This window comes from Acinetobacter sp. S4400-12 (assembly GCF_024129495.1).
Taxonomy (GTDB): domain Bacteria; phylum Pseudomonadota; class Gammaproteobacteria; order Pseudomonadales; family Moraxellaceae; genus Acinetobacter; species Acinetobacter lwoffii_C.
In genome coordinates this window covers 281,111-298,894 of the sequence record NZ_JAMXYB010000001.1, presented here as the reverse complement: position 1 = coordinate 298,894, position 17,784 = coordinate 281,111, and the positions used below count along the sequence as shown (strand labels likewise).

18 protein-coding genes are annotated in these 17,784 nt (G+C 44.2%); 5 read left to right on the top strand and 13 right to left on the bottom strand.

Going from position 1 to position 17,784, the window contains the following annotated elements; genetic code table 11:
- Nucleotides 1-30 precede the first annotated feature (30 nt).
- Nucleotides 31-909, top strand: a complete 879-nt coding sequence (locus NI461_RS01440; RefSeq protein WP_174660248.1) for a metal-dependent hydrolase — start codon at nucleotides 31-33, stop codon at nucleotides 907-909.
- Between the two features lie 198 nt (nucleotides 910-1,107).
- Here the strand turns inward: NI461_RS01440 and NI461_RS01435 are convergent, their stop codons facing one another.
- The 7 genes from NI461_RS01435 to ppx form a co-directional block, all read right to left on the bottom strand.
- Complete coding sequence (locus NI461_RS01435; protein ID WP_174660249.1) at nucleotides 1,108-2,100, bottom strand: DUF2804 domain-containing protein; 993 nt, start codon at nucleotides 2,098-2,100, stop codon at nucleotides 1,108-1,110.
- Nucleotides 2,101-2,232: 132 nt separating this feature from the next.
- Nucleotides 2,233-2,742, bottom strand: coding sequence for a DUF1543 domain-containing protein (locus NI461_RS01430; protein WP_174660250.1), 510 nt, complete (start codon nucleotides 2,740-2,742; stop codon nucleotides 2,233-2,235).
- Nucleotides 2,743-2,966: 224 nt separating this feature from the next.
- A complete protein-coding gene (locus NI461_RS01425; RefSeq protein ID WP_174660251.1) occupies nucleotides 2,967-3,536 on the bottom strand; it encodes a YggT family protein in 570 nt (189 codons plus the stop codon).
- 19 nt (nucleotides 3,537-3,555) lie between these two features.
- Nucleotides 3,556-4,401 carry a pyrroline-5-carboxylate reductase gene (gene proC, locus NI461_RS01420; RefSeq protein WP_253156300.1) on the bottom strand — a complete coding sequence of 282 codons (846 nt, stop codon included), beginning with the start codon at nucleotides 4,399-4,401 and terminating at the stop codon, nucleotides 3,556-3,558.
- On the bottom strand, nucleotides 4,398-5,771 hold the full coding sequence (tilS, locus tag NI461_RS01415) for a tRNA lysidine(34) synthetase TilS (protein WP_151203633.1): 1,374 nt from the start codon (nucleotides 5,769-5,771) through the stop codon (nucleotides 4,398-4,400). The genes proC and tilS overlap by 4 nt, the downstream gene beginning before the upstream one ends.
- On the bottom strand, nucleotides 5,708-6,532 hold the full coding sequence (locus tag NI461_RS01410; RefSeq protein ID WP_151203635.1) for an acetyl-CoA carboxylase carboxyltransferase subunit alpha: 825 nt from the start codon (nucleotides 6,530-6,532) through the stop codon (nucleotides 5,708-5,710). Before NI461_RS01410 ends, tilS begins: the two co-directional genes overlap by 64 nt.
- Nucleotides 6,533-6,563: 31 nt before the next feature.
- A complete protein-coding gene (ppx, locus tag NI461_RS01405) occupies nucleotides 6,564-8,084 on the bottom strand; it encodes an exopolyphosphatase (RefSeq protein WP_151203637.1) in 1,521 nt (506 codons plus the stop codon).
- A gap of 259 nt (nucleotides 8,085-8,343) precedes the next feature.
- Here ppx and trxA point away from each other — a divergent pair, with 259 nt between their 5' ends.
- The 3 genes from trxA (at nucleotide 8,344) to NI461_RS01390 (ending at nucleotide 10,955) form a co-directional block, all read left to right on the top strand.
- On the top strand, nucleotides 8,344-8,670 hold the full coding sequence (gene trxA, locus NI461_RS01400) for a thioredoxin (RefSeq protein ID WP_253156280.1): 327 nt from the start codon (nucleotides 8,344-8,346) through the stop codon (nucleotides 8,668-8,670).
- A 322-nt stretch (nucleotides 8,671-8,992) separates the two neighbouring features.
- The gene (gene rho / locus NI461_RS01395; RefSeq protein WP_151203641.1) at nucleotides 8,993-10,261 is read left to right on the top strand and encodes a transcription termination factor Rho; all 1,269 of its coding nucleotides are present in this window, start codon (nucleotides 8,993-8,995) and stop codon (nucleotides 10,259-10,261) included.
- Between the two features lie 406 nt (nucleotides 10,262-10,667).
- On the top strand, nucleotides 10,668-10,955 hold the full coding sequence (locus NI461_RS01390; protein ID WP_253156278.1) for a hypothetical protein: 288 nt from the start codon (nucleotides 10,668-10,670) through the stop codon (nucleotides 10,953-10,955).
- A 104-nt stretch (nucleotides 10,956-11,059) separates the two neighbouring features.
- Here NI461_RS01390 and NI461_RS01385 read toward each other — a convergent pair whose 3' ends face one another.
- The 3 genes from NI461_RS01385 to pheS all read right to left on the bottom strand — a co-directional run bounded on the left by NI461_RS01385 (nucleotide 11,060) and on the right by pheS (nucleotide 14,846).
- Entirely contained in the window at nucleotides 11,060-11,356 is a 297-nt protein-coding gene (locus tag NI461_RS01385; protein WP_004783565.1) for an integration host factor subunit alpha, read from the bottom strand.
- Nucleotides 11,353-13,734: a phenylalanine--tRNA ligase subunit beta gene (gene pheT / locus NI461_RS01380; RefSeq protein WP_253156276.1), complete on the bottom strand. Its 2,382-nt coding sequence runs from the start codon at nucleotides 13,732-13,734 to the stop codon at nucleotides 11,353-11,355. Before pheT ends, NI461_RS01385 begins: the two co-directional genes overlap by 4 nt.
- A 131-nt stretch (nucleotides 13,735-13,865) precedes the next feature.
- The gene (pheS, locus tag NI461_RS01375) at nucleotides 13,866-14,846 is read right to left on the bottom strand and encodes a phenylalanine--tRNA ligase subunit alpha (protein ID WP_253156274.1); all 981 of its coding nucleotides are present in this window, start codon (nucleotides 14,844-14,846) and stop codon (nucleotides 13,866-13,868) included.
- A gap of 160 nt (nucleotides 14,847-15,006) precedes the next feature.
- On the opposite strand from pheS, the gene NI461_RS01370 reads away from it, so the two are divergent.
- Nucleotides 15,007-16,029, top strand: coding sequence for a hypothetical protein (locus NI461_RS01370; RefSeq protein WP_253156272.1), 1,023 nt, complete (start codon nucleotides 15,007-15,009; stop codon nucleotides 16,027-16,029).
- Nucleotides 16,030-16,697: 668 nt separating this feature from the next.
- Here NI461_RS01370 and NI461_RS01365 read toward each other — a convergent pair.
- The 3 genes from NI461_RS01365 to rpmI form a co-directional block, all read right to left on the bottom strand.
- The gene (locus NI461_RS01365) at nucleotides 16,698-17,078 is read right to left on the bottom strand and encodes a hypothetical protein (RefSeq protein ID WP_151203651.1); all 381 of its coding nucleotides are present in this window, start codon (nucleotides 17,076-17,078) and stop codon (nucleotides 16,698-16,700) included.
- A 127-nt stretch (nucleotides 17,079-17,205) separates the two neighbouring features.
- Nucleotides 17,206-17,565 carry a 50S ribosomal protein L20 gene (gene rplT / locus NI461_RS01360; RefSeq protein WP_004647525.1) on the bottom strand — a complete coding sequence of 120 codons (360 nt, stop codon included), beginning with the start codon at nucleotides 17,563-17,565 and terminating at the stop codon, nucleotides 17,206-17,208.
- An 11-nt stretch (nucleotides 17,566-17,576) separates the two neighbouring features.
- Nucleotides 17,577-17,771, bottom strand: a complete 195-nt coding sequence (rpmI, locus tag NI461_RS01355; RefSeq protein ID WP_001096359.1) for a 50S ribosomal protein L35 — start codon at nucleotides 17,769-17,771, stop codon at nucleotides 17,577-17,579.
- Between the last annotated feature and the right edge of the window lie 13 nt (nucleotides 17,772-17,784).

Below are 17,784 nucleotides of genomic sequence, written 5' to 3'. Positions count from 1 at the left end.
CAATATCTCCAGAAAAAAGAATAAAAGTAAATGAACGCTATAGTAAAATCCACCATACAACCTGTGGTCCGTAGCAATCTTGATTTCAAGCTTGATGAAATTCCACGTTACTGGTTTGGCGGTGATCCTTTTCTGACCCGCATGTTTGATGCGCTCAGCCTGACCTTTCCAGATGGCGAGCGCTATTTTATTCTGAGTGTGCGACTGTTTCGCGACCAAATCAAAGACCCCAAGCTACAGCAGCGTGTAGCCGATTTTATTCGTCAGGAAGCGCAGCATGGTATTGCACATGACCAAATGAATGATCTGATGCGTGAGCAAGGGATGCCGGTTGACCAGTTTATTAGCCGCTTGAATAGTATGATGAACAGAGATCTCAAGTACCGTTCACCACATTACAATATTGCCGTCACTGCTGCTGCAGAACACTTAACCGCCTTAATGGCAGAAACGTTTTATGCCCATAAGCAGACACTGGCTGCAGCACATCCTTATGTGCGCGCTCTTTTCGCTTGGCATGCCATTGAGGAAATGGAACACCGTGATGTGGCCTTCGATGTGATGAAAGAGGTCGCCCAGACACCCGAATTAACCCGTAAAGCGGCCCTGCCGTTTATCACGGTGGTGATGTTCGGCTTTACCCTCTACCGCGCAAATATCATGTTGAAATATGATGGTTTTAACCGACTACAGCGCTGGCAAATGAACCTCAAAGGCCTGCCGTGGTTCTTTGGTAGAAAAGGGGTGCTAACACGCATGGGCAAGCAATATCGTGACTGGTTTAAAGCTGACTTCCATCCAAGCCAACACCCAGTCATTGCGCAATACGAAGTCTGGGTCAAAACTTTGGAAGAAACCAATAATCCAATTCTGGCGGGTGAAGCATTCTGGCAGGCCGCACAAGCTTAAGCGCTCAGCAAAGATAGGCCGTCAGATTACAAAAAAGTCTTCACGCTTGAATTATGCCAGTCCCTAAACAATATGGACTGGCATTTTTATCAGGTAGCTGGAGGTAAAAAATAAGATGTCAATTTCTAAACACCGAAACTGACTCATATTCTGAATAGAATAGGAAAGACTCTTTAAGGAGGCAGCAATAAAAAAATCTTACCACTTCGCATAGTGCTGCTCTAAAAGCCCATATTCATTTAACAGAATAATTTCCTGATCACCTTGCTGAATGGTGCCACAGATTTTGGCCTGCCACTGACTGAACTGACTACCGACCAAACGCAGATTCAGATTCTCATAACGACGCCAGCCGGTTTTAACTGTCAGATTTAAACGTTGATCCAGCGACTGAATACTCCACTGGTTTTCATTTTCCTGCTGAAACAGCACATCTGCGAGTGGATAAATCTTTCCATTCACCCATAAACAGTTTTCATTGCCAAAACTTTCATTGACACCAGATGCCAGATTAATCCCGATCCGGTTTTGATTGGCATCCCTAAAATTACTGGACAGCCAGAACCATGCCGTTTCAGGGCGCAAAAAGCCGCAAGTATCATCCAGGGAGGCAAAAGTCCGTTCATTAAATTGCAGGGTTTGGCCCTGCTTGTTGACGAAATACCCTTCACATGCCAGCGTGGTCAATTTTTGGGTATAGGTCCAGCCATTAATTCCGGTCGGACTGCACATACTCAGTGGCTCTGTTCCTGCACAGAAGATGCGGGCCGAAAGTTTGATTTCTCCATATTTGGTAACGTTGATATAACGCACCCCGTTGCTATGCTGAATCTCGATCTGAAAAGGTGACTTATTAAAATAACTATGATTAAACAGCGGCTGCTCATCCAGTACCGTATGCCGTGCCAGAAAATTAATCGCCTTCCATTCCTGTACATCATTGGTGAGATGATTATAGATATAGACAAAACTATGCCCAGCCCATGCGATATCGGCAATCGCCAGACCAATCGTATAGTGCTCGTGCTGAATACTACAAAACTTGAATTTTTTATACTTTAAATGTTTACGCCAACCCGAAACCGTATTTCCATAAGGGGTTTTGTAGCGGTAGGCATCATAATCAATGCTTTTGGGAATTTCCTTAAAACGTCCGTAACGCGGTTGTCCATTTGCCTGAATTAAATCCATTTAAGACATTCCATCTTATTCAGAAACGATATTTTTAATCGTATTATGCCCATTATTAAGATTTGATAAAGCGTTTTTTGCTACCACTCGTCGAGATCTGCTACATCACCCTCTGTTTATCATTTCATCCATTTAAATCGACAGATAGGTATTTTCCCAGCGATTAGGCTTAAACTCACCCTCGACCAACTGAATATAACGGCCATAGACATGATCGATGGCAATGCAGTCATCTATATCTAGCACTCGATCAGTATGCTGCTTTTGCCAGTGCCGTGCAAAATGGGCTTTACCCCGCTGCTTGGCGACCATAGCATTTTGTGCGACCACCAGCACATAACGATGCAGCTCGCCAAATTCATGTGCATCATAGCCCCCCAGATTAATAAGCCAGAGTTTTTCATTCGCCTGATTCGGTGCGGCATCCGTAAATTGAATCTGGTAAGACTTTCCTGCAAACTCTACGCCATGAATCTGTGCCCAGGCATCTATATGCAAACCTTGCTGTTCGCCAAACCAAGCATTTTTCAGTTGCGGATAGGTTTCTTCCAGACTTTCCCCCACCGCCAGAACCACATCATGGACTTCCATATTTGCCCGCACATGACGGCCTCCAAGCATGACAATAAATAGACTGGACATCACACGCTCCTTGGTAAATATTTCACCTGGACACTATATTTATCCGTCCCGAGACCAGAGTTGCGCTGAAGAGAGCAGGATAAAACCCATCATTTTAATTTGCTTGCTTAATGTGCCATTCAAGGGTTTTCTGGGGGCAAATTAAACCAGAGCTCTTCATTAAAAGAGTTTCCCATTTGTCCCCTATAAAAAAAGATGCCTTAGCATCCTTTTTTAAAATCTTGTTAAAGGCCAGTCAACAAGACAATGGCAACTTGATTCATAATCATTTCAATAATGATCAAGGCCAGAATCGCCATAATTGGAGACAGGTCAATCATGCCCATATTCGGCATAATACGGCGAAATGGTGCCAGAATCGGTTCAGCCAGTTCCTGCACTACCTCAATATAAGGAGAACGCGATTGGGTAAACATGACCACCCAGCTTAAAATAATGGCTGCAAAAATCAGATAACGACAGAAACGGATCAGGTCCTGAATCATCGTGACAAAAGTCAAAATCAGCAGATGTACAGGGCCATTCGGCATCCCTCCGGACAAATACATCATGCCAAAAATCTTGAGTAGATATAACACCACCAGCAAGGCCAAAGCTGCCGTATTGACCCGGCCTTTGCCCAGGGTCGGAAAGATACGACCGAATACATCTACAATTTTTGTCGCCTTGACAGTTGAAAGTACTACCGGATTATAGGGACTGATGACAGCCAGTTGCATTAAAAAGCGGAAGAATACGAGCAAAATCGCGACGTTAATGATAATGCCAAAAATTAGCGCAGAATTTGCACCCATACTTGAACGTTCCTAAAAATTAAACTGAAGATTGATTACTTTCACTAAGTTCTTGTGCAAGTTCTTGGCTACGTTTTTGTGCAGCCGCCAAAGCTGCCTGAATATTCTGCGAGATTTGCGCACGGTCAAAAACCTCCAGCGCTGCCTGCGTTGTCCCATTAGGAGAAGTTACATTTTTACGCAGTTCAGCGGGTGTATTAGAGCTGGTAATGGCCATCTGCGCTGCACCTAATGCAGTCTGCAAAGTTAGAGCAGTAGCAGTCTTCTCATCCAGACCTAAATTTTTGCCCGCACGGATCATGCTTTCCATCATATAGAAAAAATAGGCAGGTCCCGAACCGGATACAGCTGTCACTGCATCAATCTGTGCCTCTGAGTTTACCCAAATTGTCAGACCAGTAGAAGCGAGAACTTGACTGGCCAGCTCTCGGTCAGTTGCCTCGACATTGTCATGGGCATATAGTCCATGTGCGCCGGTTTGCACCAGCGCCGGAGTATTTGGCATCACCCGTACAATACGTTCCGCCCCCAATAGTCGCGACAAAGTCGCAATTTCTGCACCTGCGACAATAGAAATAATCAGCTTGTCACTCACCAATCCTTTCAAGGGTAGCAGTACGCTAGCCAGCACCTGAGGTTTAACTGCAAACACGACAATATCCGCATCTTTGATCGCAGCCTGGTTATCATCAGCCACATGTATATCTTTTTCTGCCAGCAGCGTACGGACTTTTTCAACCGGATCAGCCACTGTAATACGTGTTGCTGCCAATCCTCGTGAAATCAGGCCGCCAATTAAAGCCTGCGCCATATTACCGCCACCGATAAAACAGATATTACAATTTAAAGCTGCACTCATGTTCAATGCTCGTCGTTGAGTTCTAATGTCGAAGAAACCAAAATAGGTAGCCACCCCCCTGCTGTACAATATGCAGATTGAGCCAACCAGAATCCCTGAGGTGTAAACACGCCTAGCATAACATTATCTGTGCTTAATATTTGAATCGTATGTCGTGTCCAGGGAAATATTTGCGCTTCCTGAATGGCTTTCTTTAAGGGCCAGTTACCTACACGTCCATGCAAATGGATTTTTTCACCGCCTTGTCTTCGTGTCAGTTTCAGCCGCCGATTCAGTAAATCTCTGGATAAACCCACAGTTGCCTGCTGAATTTTAAAGCTTCCTGAAGGCAGTCGCACATTGGCAGCCAAGTTCAACTGCAGGACTTGCTCAACGGGAATAGCATTTCGATCTGCCTGATAAACAGCAGCTGTTAAGCGATAGAGCTGTTGCTGATAACGCACATAATAATAGCCTTGCCAATGCAGTGCAGCCTGAGCATCCAGTTTTGCAGCAATAACTTCACGCTGCAAACGTTCCACCATATCAAAGGCAGGACGATATTGTGCTGTGCCTTTCATCCAGATCGACAAGAGCTGGCGTTGTCGTGCTTTAGATAATTGATTCAACCGGGTTAAATCAAGCCTTGCTGCAGTGCCGCAAGATTTCAAATCCTGCTGCACAATTTCCTGCAAAATATCCTGTGTATCCTGCATTAGTACGGCACTACGCGCCAAAGCATTCTGCATTTTAGGATAACGTTCTGTCAGCACTGGCCATAACTGCTCACGTGCCCAAGCACGATCATAGTGAATATCCTGATTGGTCGGATCTTCAATATTCTGGATATTTAAATCCATAGCCCACTGACAAATCTGCTCACGGGAGATATCTAGCAATGGCCGCCAGATGGTTAGATTTTCTCGCTGATCTACCGGTTTCATAGCGGCCAGACCATCAATTCCTGCACCAGAGAGCAGGCGCAGCATCAAGGTTTCTGCCTGATCCTGCTGATGATGGGCCAATACCAGAATTTCATTGACTTGCAGATGTTGTGCATAAGCCTGATAACGAGCCTGACGAGCCTGAAGCTCAAGATTTCCACTCAGGACCTGAACCGGCTGGACGATGCAGGGAATATGCCGCTGCTGACATTGCTGCTGGACGAAAGTTCCCCACCCTGCACTCATGTGCTGCAATTGATGATCCACATAAATGGCACGCACTTTTTCGGGACAGAAAAAAAACATCAGATGCAGCAGCAGCATAGAATCTACGCCACCACTGCATCCGATTAGAAATTTTTTTTCTGCAGGAAATTCCTGCAGTTGCTTTAAGAAACCAGACCTAAATTGTCGCTGCCAAACTTCATTAAACGTTGGTAACGTGCTTCGCATCGCTCTTGTGCTTCCATCGGTTGCAATTCATTTAAAGCTTCTTTCAGGACAGCTTTCAGGCTGTTCATGACCTGATCCGGATTTAAATGAGCGCCCTCACCTTCATCCACGACATATTCCACAATCCCCATTTTCTGCAGCTTGTCTGCTGTCAGGGCCAGCGCTTCACTCGCTACCTCTGCTTTCTCTGCAGTTTTCCACAAAATAGATGCACAGCCTTCTGGCGAAATCACAGAATAGATACTATGAGACAGCATAATGACCCGATCCGCGACACCAATACCCAGTGCGCCACCCGAACCACCTTCACCCAGTACCGTAGCAATTACAGGCACTTTCAAATTAGAGAGTTGAGCAAGGCTGGTGGCAATTGCTTCAGCCTGACCACGTTCTTCTGCCCCTACCCCCGGATAAGCGCCCATGGTATCAATAAAGGTAAAGACCGGCAGATTAAAACGTTCCGCCATGTCTAGTAAACGCTGGGCCTTGCGGTAACCTTCCGGGTTACTCATGCCGAAATTATGCTGTAGTTTTTCACGGGTACTGCGACCGCGATGCTGACCGACAATCATCACGGGCTGCCCATCAAAGCGAGCTAGACCGCCAATCATGGCACCATCATCACCATATAAACGGTCACCATGTAAAGCATCAAATTCAGTGAATATTTCACCAACATAATCCAGAAATTGTGGACGTTCCGGATGACGGGCGATCTGCACTGTCTTCCATGCTTTTGATGGGGTAGCTTTATTTCTCATAGGTTAACCGTTTTTCATCCCTATAAAGGTATTAATTAACAAACTGTTCAGACTGAATCGAGAGATCAATGTCCCAATTTTTAAACTGCAGCTGTTCATCATGCAGCTCAGCGATTAGCAATGGCCACTGTTTGGCATCACCGGAAATACTGAGCTGCCATTGTTGCGTATTTTTTGCCTTGAGTTCAATGGCAGGAAGCATCTCATCACTGCGGCTGTGATTGACCAAAACCGCCAGACGAAGCAGCAAACACAAGTATAAAAGTTTAGATCCGCCCACTTTCATCACATCAATCTTGGCATCAGTGCGCAATTTGCGACGATGGTGCGCGACTAAATGTGACAAATAGTTCTGGTCGATTTGGGAAAAACCGGCAATGTCGGAGTGCTGCAACAAATAGGCACCATGACGCTGATAACCACTATGGCTGATTGCCAGACCAATTTCATGCAAATAGGCAGCCCGGCGCAACAGGTCACTGTCATCACTGTTCAGTCCAAGCTGTTCAGCCATATCATCAAACATTTTTTGTGCAGTTTGCACTACACGCTCTGCCTGTTTGCTGTCGGCACTATAACGTCCAATCAGGGCATGTACCGAACGGTCTCGAATATCTTCATGCTTAAAACGGCCCAACAGGTCATACATGACCCCTTCACGTAATGCACCATCAGAATAGGTTAGATAACGAACATTCAGGACATCAAAAACGGCATAAAGAATAGCAATACCTGCCGGCAGAACTGCACGGCGATCCTCTTTAAGTCCTTCAAATTCCATTTCAGAGACATGTTTGTATTTCAGCAGCTTGTCTTTCAGTTTTTCTAGACCTTCGCGGGTAAGCTGTTCCTTATCATTGCTCCAGCCCATGTTCACACAGATCTGGCGACAGGCTTTAATCGTACCGCTTGAGCCAACTACCGCATCCCAACCTGCTGCCTTATAGGTATTGGCAATACCAGAAATTTCTTTACGTGCTGCAGTGACCGCCTTATCAAAAGCCTTGCTACTGATTTGACCTTCAGGGAAATAAGCTTTGGTAAAAGCCACACAACCCATTTGCACCGACTCTGTATGAATCGGCTCAAATTCCTCACCAATAATCAGTTCGGTTGAACCACCACCAATATCCACCACCAGGCGGCGACCTGAATTTTCCATGGTGTGTGACACACCCAGATAAATGAGACGAGCTTCTTCTCGCCCTGCAATAATTTCTATCGGCTTAGGCAGAATTTCAGCCGCTTTTTGAATAAATTCATCCCCGTTTTTAGCCTGGCGTAGCGCATTGGTTGCCACGATTCTTAAACGGTTGGGCTGCACGGCCCCCAAACGTCCCACAAAACGTGCCAGACATGCCAGACCGCGCTGCTGTGCTGCCTCAGTTAAATTCTTATTTTCATCCAGCCCTGCAGCCAGCTGAACCTTTTCTGACATTGATACGACTTTTTTAACTTCGCCATGATCCACACGGGCAATCGCCAAATGAAAGCTGTTTGATCCCATATCGATGGCTGCAAGTAGCTCTTCATCAATCAAAAAATCAGACATTTCAGAAATCAACCTTTTACAAATTGTGCCTAGAGTAATTCACAACCATGCAATTTAAAAGCCATTTAACAGCACAATTTCGCGTAATTATTTTTTCATTTATATGTCAATTGCATGACACGATGATGACTATCGTCATCATCCATTGGACAAAACACGATTTAAGCTTCAAAATTTACAGCTTCCCCTACATTGTTAAAGAAGGCTATGTAATACTAAGAAATATAGTCATCTTTAAAAATTATTTCTGGAGCCTTTCATGTCTGGCAACATTGTAAATACTACTGACGCAAACTTCGAAGCAGACGTTCTTCAATCGGAGATTCCTGTACTAGTAGACTTCTGGGCAGGCTGGTGTGCACCATGTAAAGCCATTGCCCCTGTACTTGAAGTCCTTGCAGATGAATACCAAGGCAAAGTAAAAATTGTCAAAGTAGATGTGACGGCTTGCGAACAAACTGCAGTAAATTTCAATATCCGCAACATTCCTGCATTGCTGATGTTTAAAGGCGGTGAAGTGATTGCGACTCAAGTAGGTGCAGCACCAAAATCAAAATTGACTGCGTTTATTGATGAAAATATCTAAGCATATCCAATTCAAATTAAAATACGCGACAAATCGCCGCGTATTTTTTTCGACTATAAATTGACAAAAAGCGGTTTCTCTCTTATATTTCTAACTCAAGAGATAAAGGATGCTAAATCCTGCCAATTTCTTAAAAGATACATTACATAAGATGCCGCTCGGCAATAGAAATTGTTTTTCACGTTTCTCTTTCAAACAATCAAACAGATCTCTGAATTGTTCTTCTACAAATTCAATTACTTTCGTTTGAATGCTTGTATGCGGCCAAATCTTACTCCCTTTCTAACCTGTACCTCAGAACTTTGATTCTATCTGACTACCTATGAATTTAACCGAACTCAAGAAAAAACCGATTGGCGAACTCATCAAGATTGCCGAGTTTATGGGCCTTGAAGGTATGGCGCGTAACCGCAAGCAAGACATTATTTTTGCCATCTTAAAACGTCATGCAATGAATGGCGAAGAGATTTTTGGTGATGGCGTTCTAGAAATTTTGTCAGATGGATTTGGCTTCTTACGCTCTGCCGCAGGCTCTTATCTGGCAGGTCCTGACGATATTTATGTCAGCCCTTCACAAATCCGTCGTTTTAACCTGCGTACTGGCGATACTATTACCGGCACAATTCGTCCGCCTAAAGAAGGTGAACGTTATTTTGCTCTGCTCAAAGTCAACCAGATTAACTACGATACGCCAGAAAACTCGCGTAATAAGATCCTATTTGAAAACCTGACCCCACTTTTTCCAACTGAACAGCTGATCATGGAACTAGGCAATGGTACAACTGAAGATTTGACTGCACGTGTAGTCGATCTGGTTGCACCGATTGGTAAAGGTCAACGTTCGATTATTGTAGCGCCGCCAAAAGCAGGTAAAACCATGCTGCTACAAAATATCGCCCAGTCTATTATCCGCAATAACCCGGAAGTTTTCCTGATTGTACTTTTAATTGACGAACGTCCTGAAGAAGTTACTGAAATGGAACGTACTGTTCGCGGTGAAGTGGTGGCTTCAACCTTTGACGAATCACCGGCCCGTCACGTTCAGGTAGCAGAAATGGTTATTGAAAAAGCCAAACGTCTGGTTGAACATAAAAAAGATGTCGTCATTCTGCTTGACTCAATCACACGTCTGGCGCGTGCTTATAACACTGTGATTCCTTCCTCTGGTAAGGTGCTCACAGGTGGTGTTGATGCTCACGCGCTGGAGCGTCCAAAGCGTTTCTTTGGGGCGGCACGTAATATCGAAGAAGGCGGTTCATTGACTATCATCTCGACTGCGCTGATTGAAACCGGTAGCAAGATGGATGAAGTGATTTACGAGGAATTTAAAGGTACAGGCAACCAAGAAATTACCCTAGATCGCCGTATTGCAGAAAAACGTGTATTCCCTGCCATGAATATCAAGAAATCAGGCACGCGTCGTGAAGAGCGCCTGATGTCCGAAGATAATCTGCGTAAAGTCTGGATTCTGCGTAAATTACTCCACACCCAGGATGAACTGGTAGCCATGGAATTCTTACTGGATCGGATGAAAGAAACCAAGACCAATGATGAGTTCTTTGACCAGATGAAACGTAAAGCATCTAATTAATATTAATCATCACATAAAAGGCCACCTATTAGGTGGCCTTTTTTGGTTGACAAGCCTTACACTTTGAAACAATATGCATGAAATCATGTAAACTTATTTTTAAGGTTTTGATTAATAAAATAAATAAAACAAAGTAATCAGAAACTTAAAAAATGTAACCTGCCTTTCTCCAATCCTAATCTTTCAATTAATTGTTATTTTCTGTTAAAAAACTCTTCATTTTTATCATTTTTCTACATTTTTAACGGTTTAGCCAGTAGCAATTCAAAATCCACGGTGATAGCATATTTACAGACCAGTTAGACTGCTCCTGCGTTGTTAGTCCCTGACAAAATTAGGAATAATAAAAGCATATTACAGCCTAACTCCGGTTTTTTTTAATCTCATTTTTTTAGAGAGTGATGCCATGTTATTCAAAAAAATCGCTATTGCTGCTGCAGTTGCTACTACTTTAGCTTTCGTTGGTTGTGCTAAAAAAGCTGACGACGCTGCTACTGACGCTAACCAAGCTGCTTCTGAAGCTGTAGAAGCTGCTTCTGAAGCTGAAGCTGCTGCTGATGCTGCTGCTGTAGAAGCTACTTCTGAAGTTGCTACTACTGAAGCTGCTGCTGCTTCTGAAGCTGCTGCTGCTGCTGCTGTTGCTGTTGACGCTGCTGCTGACGCAACTGCTGCTTCTGAAGCTGCTGCTCAATAATCATTACGATTATTCAGTACAAAAAAAGAGAGCCATTGGCTCTCTTTTTTTGTGGCTATAAAAATCTAAATTTTTATAGCTTGTTACTCAAAGAAAAAAGCAGATCAATTGATCTGCTCATTCCCTACGCGTTGACGGAATTTCTGTCCGGCGCGGAAGGTAACGACACGGCGTGCAGAAATTGGAATTTCTTCCCCGGTTTTAGGATTACGACCTGGACGTTGACGTTTGTCACGTAACTCAAAGTTCCCAAAACCTGATAATTTGACCTGCTCGCCTGAGATTAGTGCTTGGCTAATCTCATCAAAAAACAACTCGACCATTTGTTTAGCTTCACGACGGTTTAAACTCGTGAGCTCACTTAAATGATCAGCCATTTCTGCTTTTGTTAATGCTGTCATGAAGCCCTCAATGTCGCTTGATAAGTGTTTTCCAACACTTGAAGGATATTATCCATACCTGATTTAATTTCAGCATCTTCCAGTGTACGGCTTGGATGCTGCCAGAGAAGTGCAAATGCCAGTGAGCGTTTCCCTTCCTCTACTCCTTGTCCAGTATACACATCGAATAGCCATGTCGAGTCTAAAAGCTCTCCACCTGTTTTTTCGATAAGTCCCTGAATTTCGCTAACATTAATCTTATCACTAATTAAAAGCGCAATATCACGTCGAACCGACGGAAAACGTGATAATTCTGTAAAATTAGATACATAAGTTTGCAAAACAGCATTTTGATCCAGTTCTGCGACCCAAGTCGTTGTTAAATCCAGTTCATCTTCAAGTGAAGGGTGTAAACGCCCCAAATAACCTATTGATTCATTATTCACGAGAATTTCCGCGGATTGACCAGGATGCAACCAGGCACGTTCAGAACGTACATATTCCACTTTCAAGCGTGCAGCAGCCAGAATTTCTTCTACATCGCCTTTAAAATCGAAGAAATCCATCGCTTGCGGTTTTGCATGCCAGCTTTCCGCAGTGCGTGAACCTGTGGCAATCAGGGCAAAGGTTGGAATCTGCTTAAGATCATGAATTGAGGCAGCATGTTGATAGTCAAAGCGTAAACCCAATTCAAAGAAACGGACACGGCTCTGCTGACGGTTGGTATTGTACTGCACACAAGGAATCAGGCTGGAAAGCAGGGTCGAACGCATCACCGCCAAATCACTAGAGATTGGGTTGGCTAATGCCAATGGATTAACCGCAGGATTTAACTGCTTTTCAAGCTTCAAATCAGCAAAGCTAAAACTGATCGCTTCTTGATAACCCAAAGTCACCGCTGTCTGACGCAATTGTGCGGTTTCAAACTGATCCTGATATTTTGCAAGTTTGGCTTCAAGTACTGGCAAGCTGATCTGAATATTGTCATAGCCGTGAATACGCGCCACTTCTTCAATCAGGTCTTGATAAATCACCATATCATAACGGTGTGATGGCGGAACAACGGACCATTGCCCTTCTGCCTTGACCGTCACCTCACAGCCCAGACGCATTAATGCATCGCGAATAAAGCCAGGCTCAATACTATAACCCAGCAATTGGTCTACTTGTGCCTGTTCAAGTTCAATCGCTTCGCGCGTTGGCAATGCTGCTGGATTTTCAGCCACAACAATTGGTCCAAATTCACCGCCAGCCAGTTCAGCAATCAATTGTGAAGCACGGTGCATAGCCAGCATTGGAAGTTCAAAATCGACCCCACGCTCATAACGCTGCGAGGCATCTGTATGCAGACCAAAACGACGCGCACGACCAGCAATATACAGCGGAGCAAAGAAGGCTGATTCCAGGAAAATTTCTGTTGTTTCATCGGTAACTGATGAAGACAAGCCTCCCATTACACCCGCAATGGCCAATGCTTTTTCATCATCTGCAATCACCATGACATCATCTTGCAGCTCGACTTCCTGTTCATTTAGCAATACAAGTTTTTCACCTGCTGTTGCCTGACGAACCTGGACAGAACCCTGAACTTTACCGCCATCAAAAGCATGAAGAGGTTGACCCAACTCCATCAGGACATAGTTGGTAATATCCACCAGAATGCTGTGCTGACGAATGCCTGAACGCACCAGAGCACGCTCCATCCATTCTGGTGTCGGCGCTTTGGTATTTACATTCTTGATCACACGACCCAAGTAACGTGGACAACCTTCAGTTGAGACAACGACTTTCTTCTCATCATTAATCGTTGCAGCAACTTCCTTGATTTCCGGTACAGTTACTGGCAGCTGGTTGATGACCCCGATTTCACGTGCAATACCACGAATGCTAAAACAGTCACCCCGGTTTGGCGTGATACTGATGTCAATCACATGGTCATCCAGATCCAGATATTCACGGATATTGACACCGACAGGAGCATCATCCGGTAATTCTAAAAGACCGTCAATTTTATCTTCCAGATCAATTTCAGAAGCACCACATAGCATACCTTGTGATTCAACACCGCGCAGTTTGCCTTTTTTAATCTTGAAATTGCCTGGTAAAACCGCACCGATGGTTGCCACCGGCGCTTTCATGCCTGCGCGGACGTTGGGCGCACCGCATACGATTTGTAACGGTTCACCCGAACCAATATTTACTGTTGTTACCCGCAGGCGATCGGCATCAGGATGCTGTTCTACTGTTAAAACCTCACCCACCACTACGCCTGTAAATGGTTTTGCTGCTGGAGCCAGCTCATCGACTTCCAGACCGAGCATTGTTAGTTGGTCAGATAATTTTTCGCTGTCGATGGCTGGGTTAACCCATGTGCGCAGCCAATTTTCGCTAATTTTCATTGATATAAAACCTGTAATTCAAATCTCTAGAATCCCCCTCTACCCCCCATTTTCCAAAGGGAGAGAACTCCATCTATTTCGCGGATTCCCTCTTTTAAAAGGAGAGGTTAGGAGAGGATTATTAAAAAGTTTTAAGCAAACTGGCGTAAAAAACGCACATCATTTTGATAGAACATACGCAAGTCATTAATGCCATAACGTAGCATGGCAAAACGTTCTACCCCCAAACCAAATGCAAAGCCTTTGTATTGTTCCGGATCAATGCCTGCTGCACGCAGTACATTTGGATGCACCATTCCGCAGCCTAGTACTTCCAGCCATTTGCCGCGCTCATCCATAATGTCCACTTCAGCACTTGGCTCAGTGAATGGGAAATAAGACGGACGGAAACGTACTGTTAAATCTTTTTCAAAGAATTCATTCAGTAGATTGACTAGCAAACCTTTCAGTTCAGCAAAGCTGGTATTTTCCGCAACGTATAACCCTTCGATCTGATGGAACATCGGTGAATGCGTCTGGTCCGAGTCACAGCGATATACTCGCCCCGGACAGACAATACGGATCGGCGGTTGCTGGGTTTCCATGGTACGGATCTGCACTCCAGACGTATGGGTACGCAGCAGGTGGTTGACATCAAAGTAGAAGGTATCATGCATGGCACGTGCAGGGTGATGTCCCGGGATATTCAGGGCTTCAAAGTTATGATAGTCATCTTCAACTTCTGGACCTGTTTCCACGGTAAAACCGGCTTTGGTAAAGAACTGGCAAATACGTTCCTGAACCTGGGTCACCGGATGGATACTGCCCACCTGCTGACCGCGACCCGGCAAAGTAATATCAATTGTTTCGCTCGCCAGCTTTTGTTCTAATGCGGCTTGATGCAGTTCAGCCTGACGTGCGGTCAAAGCACTGGTAATTGCTTCACGGACTGCATGAATTTGTGCGCCGAACGCTTTACGCTGTTCAGGATCCATTTTACCCAGCGACTTAGATTGTTCCGCGAGCTGGCTTTTTTTCCCTGTAAATTGCACTCGGGCTTGATCAAGTGCAGCAAGGTCTTGAGCTGCTGCAATCGCAGCGAGCGCTTCAGTGGTCAGGGCTTCCAGTGACATAGTAACTCTCAAAGCAACAGGTTAAAAAATTATTTTAAAAACCCCATATTCTAACAGTTTTTAAAGACTTTGATGAAGAGACCTGTACAGGAAAATTAGATTGGCAGGATCAAATATAAAAAGTATAAGATATAAACAATATCAAAGAGATCAAATCACTATGGCACTCGATCAAATTTGGAAACAGCAACTGACCCTTGTGACTTATGGTAACGAGTTTCTGACTCAGGATCTTGGCTTTAGCCAGTGGCTGAATCACTCCATTTTTAATCAGCACCATTTAACTTTTCGTGACCTGCTTTCACAGCATCTCTTGGCCCAACACTTTCAGATCTGGCTGGAAGGCTTAAAAAAACAGGGGGTTCTTCGCTTGAGCCTGCACTCCTCACATTTACTGGAAGATGAAAAGAACCCCAATGCCAATGTCGAACTGGTGCCTTTCGCGCATGTGATTATCAGCCATGGAAAGCAGGAGAAAATGGCCTGGATGATTGGGAAGGAACTGGCAGAATGGTATAGCGCAGATAATGACTATGAAGCCCCTCCTGCTCAGCAGTCTCCTTTACGGCATGAAACTTTCTGGGGTTATCAGTTAAATTCTAAATTGGCCAAACGTATTAATGCCGATCTGGAGGCGCCAAACTGGGATGATATTCAGACTTATACCGAACAGGAGCTGTTTCAAAATAGATGGGCCCAAGGTTTTACAGAGCCGACTTATAGCTCTTTGCCTTATTATGGCAGCATCCCGGCGTTGCAAGCTGATTCAAACACCCATCTAGCTTTAATCCCGACCAATTACTCAGCAGATTATGTCCATCAGACCCTTTATCGTCTAGAAGCCTTAAGTGATTTTATTGATAGCCAGATTCAGCATCCTTATCATGCGGAGGGAGAGATTTTAAGCCCTGAACAGCAACTGGATTTACGCCATTTCTCGCAAAAGATTGATGATTTAACTGCAAAATTTATTGTTAAAGTTGCGAATCACTACAAGACGGCTCAACTGAGCAGCAAAGCAACTCCTGATCCATTCGCTGGCATGACGACGGACAAACATGTATCGGCAAGTTCTAAGGCACACAAACCGCAAGACCCAGGCAAGTCCAGTGCGACCAATGTATTAACTTTAATTATTATCACCGTGATTATCTGTCTGATTGGCTACTATTTTGGCCTGTAGTTTTGTTGATAGGGCTGCTATTCAACTCTGTTTTGTGCATTAAATTGTATCTTCAACTGTCGTGTTCCTTTAATGCAGAGCGGCCTAACATCTGTGAATTAAAACAGATTTATAGAACGAGATGACAATTTAAAGGATGTTGGTGTCACATCTGCGATAACACAGAAGTACCCAGCTGAGCTAAAAAATCATCAATCTCTTTTGACTTTTTACAGGTATCCACCGGCTATGCCGAGATTCGGGTAGATTCTTCATCTGCACATATTTTTCCCAGTTTTGCGGTGTATACCAAGCATCCAGTAGACCATCGAATGCTATCCAAACAACTGCGGCAGACTTTCCTGATTACTCGAATTAGACCATAACTCCTGTTGATGCCATGCCCGATGAAATACACGCTTAACAGAACAGTATAAATTTACTGAAAAGGGCAAATCCAGTCCAAATAGGCTATCCAGCTCAATATAATACAAGCCGAGTTTATATACCAAAGTCCTGAAAAAAATGATTTTCCCTGTAGCAGAGGTAGCAACGGCGTTGATTTTATTTATTTCAGCCATCATTTACGGTATTGCCCTCAAGTCATCTGATCAATGCATATCAGTTAAAGCCGCTGCACGTGCTTAGTCACTAATACGCGAAATGGCCGTCTCTACCCTAATTAATCTTTAGTCCTCGTCATAATCCAGCTCATCTTCAGCAAGGTTAATAAAGTCGGGTACTGGGGTTATATTAAATTGGACCGCCTGAATGGTTTCCTGCTGCAATAATTGAGCTTTTGCCACTCGATGCATTCCATCCATCACCCTCCCTGCTGCGCATAAAATAATGGGATAACTTAAATCAGCTTCTTGAATCAACTGAATATGTTCAATAATTTGCTGCGTGGTAGGATGAGTTTCAGGAAACCAATAGGCCTCATTCAGCTCTTGAATAGCTGCCACTGGAATCTGTTTAATCTGTAAGCTTTGGCTCAGCTTGACCAAACGATGCACATCCCAAATATGAGTATCATCGCCCACTTGTCTAAAATGATATTGTTGACGCATTTCAGCTTTCTCTAATGAAGGTAAAATCAGGGTTCAAACTTTTACTCATAATTTTATGATTCAACCATATACATAAAGGCACAAAAAAAGACCGCTAAAAGCGGTCTTTTCTTTAAGTCCTAAAGACTTATGCAGCTAATGCATCTTTAGCTTTAGAAGCTAAAGCAGCAAATGCAACTGCGTCATGCATAGCGATGTCAGCAAGTACGCGACGGTCGATAATCACCTGAGCTTTTTTCAAGCCAGCGATCATACGGCTGTATGACAAACCATTTTGACGAGCACCAGCGTTGATACGCGCAATCCATAGAGCACGGAATTGACGTTTCTTCTGACGACGGTCACGGTAAGCGTATTGACCTGCTTTGATTACCGCTTGGAACGCTACGCGATATACGCGTGAACGAGCGCCGTAGTAACCTTTAGCACGAGCAAGAATTTTTTTATGACGGCGATGAGCCTGTACACCACGTTTTACACGAGCCATTTATAATCTCCTTAGATGTATGGGCACATACGACGAACTGAAGCAACGTCACTTACGTGAACCATTACACAGCCGCGCAATTGACGGATACGTTTAGCAGATTTTTTGGTCAAAATGTGGCGTTTGAACGCTTGTTTACGCTTGAAACCGTTTGCAGTCGCTTTGAAACGTTTAGCTGCACCACGGCGAGTTTTTAACTTAGCCATAACAACCTCTTTA

Bases quoted from the DNA above. Each gene is read 5' to 3' on its own strand.
- NI461_RS01440 (WP_174660248.1), top strand. From the start codon at position 31: ATGAACGCTATAGTAAAATCCACCATACAACCTGTGGTCCGTAGCAAT.
- NI461_RS01435 (WP_174660249.1), bottom strand. From the start codon at position 2,100: ATGGATTTAATTCAGGCAAATGGACAACCGCGTTACGGACGTTTTAAG.
- NI461_RS01430 (WP_174660250.1), bottom strand. From the start codon at position 2,742: ATGTCCAGTCTATTTATTGTCATGCTTGGAGGCCGTCATGTGCGGGCA.
- NI461_RS01425 (WP_174660251.1), bottom strand. From the start codon at position 3,536: ATGGGTGCAAATTCTGCGCTAATTTTTGGCATTATCATTAACGTCGCG.
- tilS (WP_151203633.1), bottom strand. From the start codon at position 5,771: ATGCGAAGCACGTTACCAACGTTTAATGAAGTTTGGCAGCGACAATTT.
- NI461_RS01410 (WP_151203635.1), bottom strand. From the start codon at position 6,532: ATGAGAAATAAAGCTACCCCATCAAAAGCATGGAAGACAGTGCAGATC.
- ppx (WP_151203637.1), bottom strand. From the start codon at position 8,084: ATGTCTGATTTTTTGATTGATGAAGAGCTACTTGCAGCCATCGATATG.
- trxA (WP_253156280.1), top strand. From the start codon at position 8,344: ATGTCTGGCAACATTGTAAATACTACTGACGCAAACTTCGAAGCAGAC.
- rho (WP_151203641.1), top strand. From the start codon at position 8,993: ATGAATTTAACCGAACTCAAGAAAAAACCGATTGGCGAACTCATCAAG.
- NI461_RS01390 (WP_253156278.1), top strand. From the start codon at position 10,668: ATGTTATTCAAAAAAATCGCTATTGCTGCTGCAGTTGCTACTACTTTA.
- NI461_RS01385 (WP_004783565.1), bottom strand. From the start codon at position 11,356: ATGACAGCATTAACAAAAGCAGAAATGGCTGATCATTTAAGTGAGCTC.
- pheT (WP_253156276.1), bottom strand. From the start codon at position 13,734: ATGAAAATTAGCGAAAATTGGCTGCGCACATGGGTTAACCCAGCCATC.
- pheS (WP_253156274.1), bottom strand. From the start codon at position 14,846: ATGTCACTGGAAGCCCTGACCACTGAAGCGCTCGCTGCGATTGCAGCA.
- NI461_RS01370 (WP_253156272.1), top strand. From the start codon at position 15,007: ATGGCACTCGATCAAATTTGGAAACAGCAACTGACCCTTGTGACTTAT.
- NI461_RS01365 (WP_151203651.1), bottom strand. From the start codon at position 17,078: ATGCGTCAACAATATCATTTTAGACAAGTGGGCGATGATACTCATATT.
- rplT (WP_004647525.1), bottom strand. From the start codon at position 17,565: ATGGCTCGTGTAAAACGTGGTGTACAGGCTCATCGCCGTCATAAAAAA.
- rpmI (WP_001096359.1), bottom strand. From the start codon at position 17,771: ATGGCTAAGTTAAAAACTCGCCGTGGTGCAGCTAAACGTTTCAAAGCG.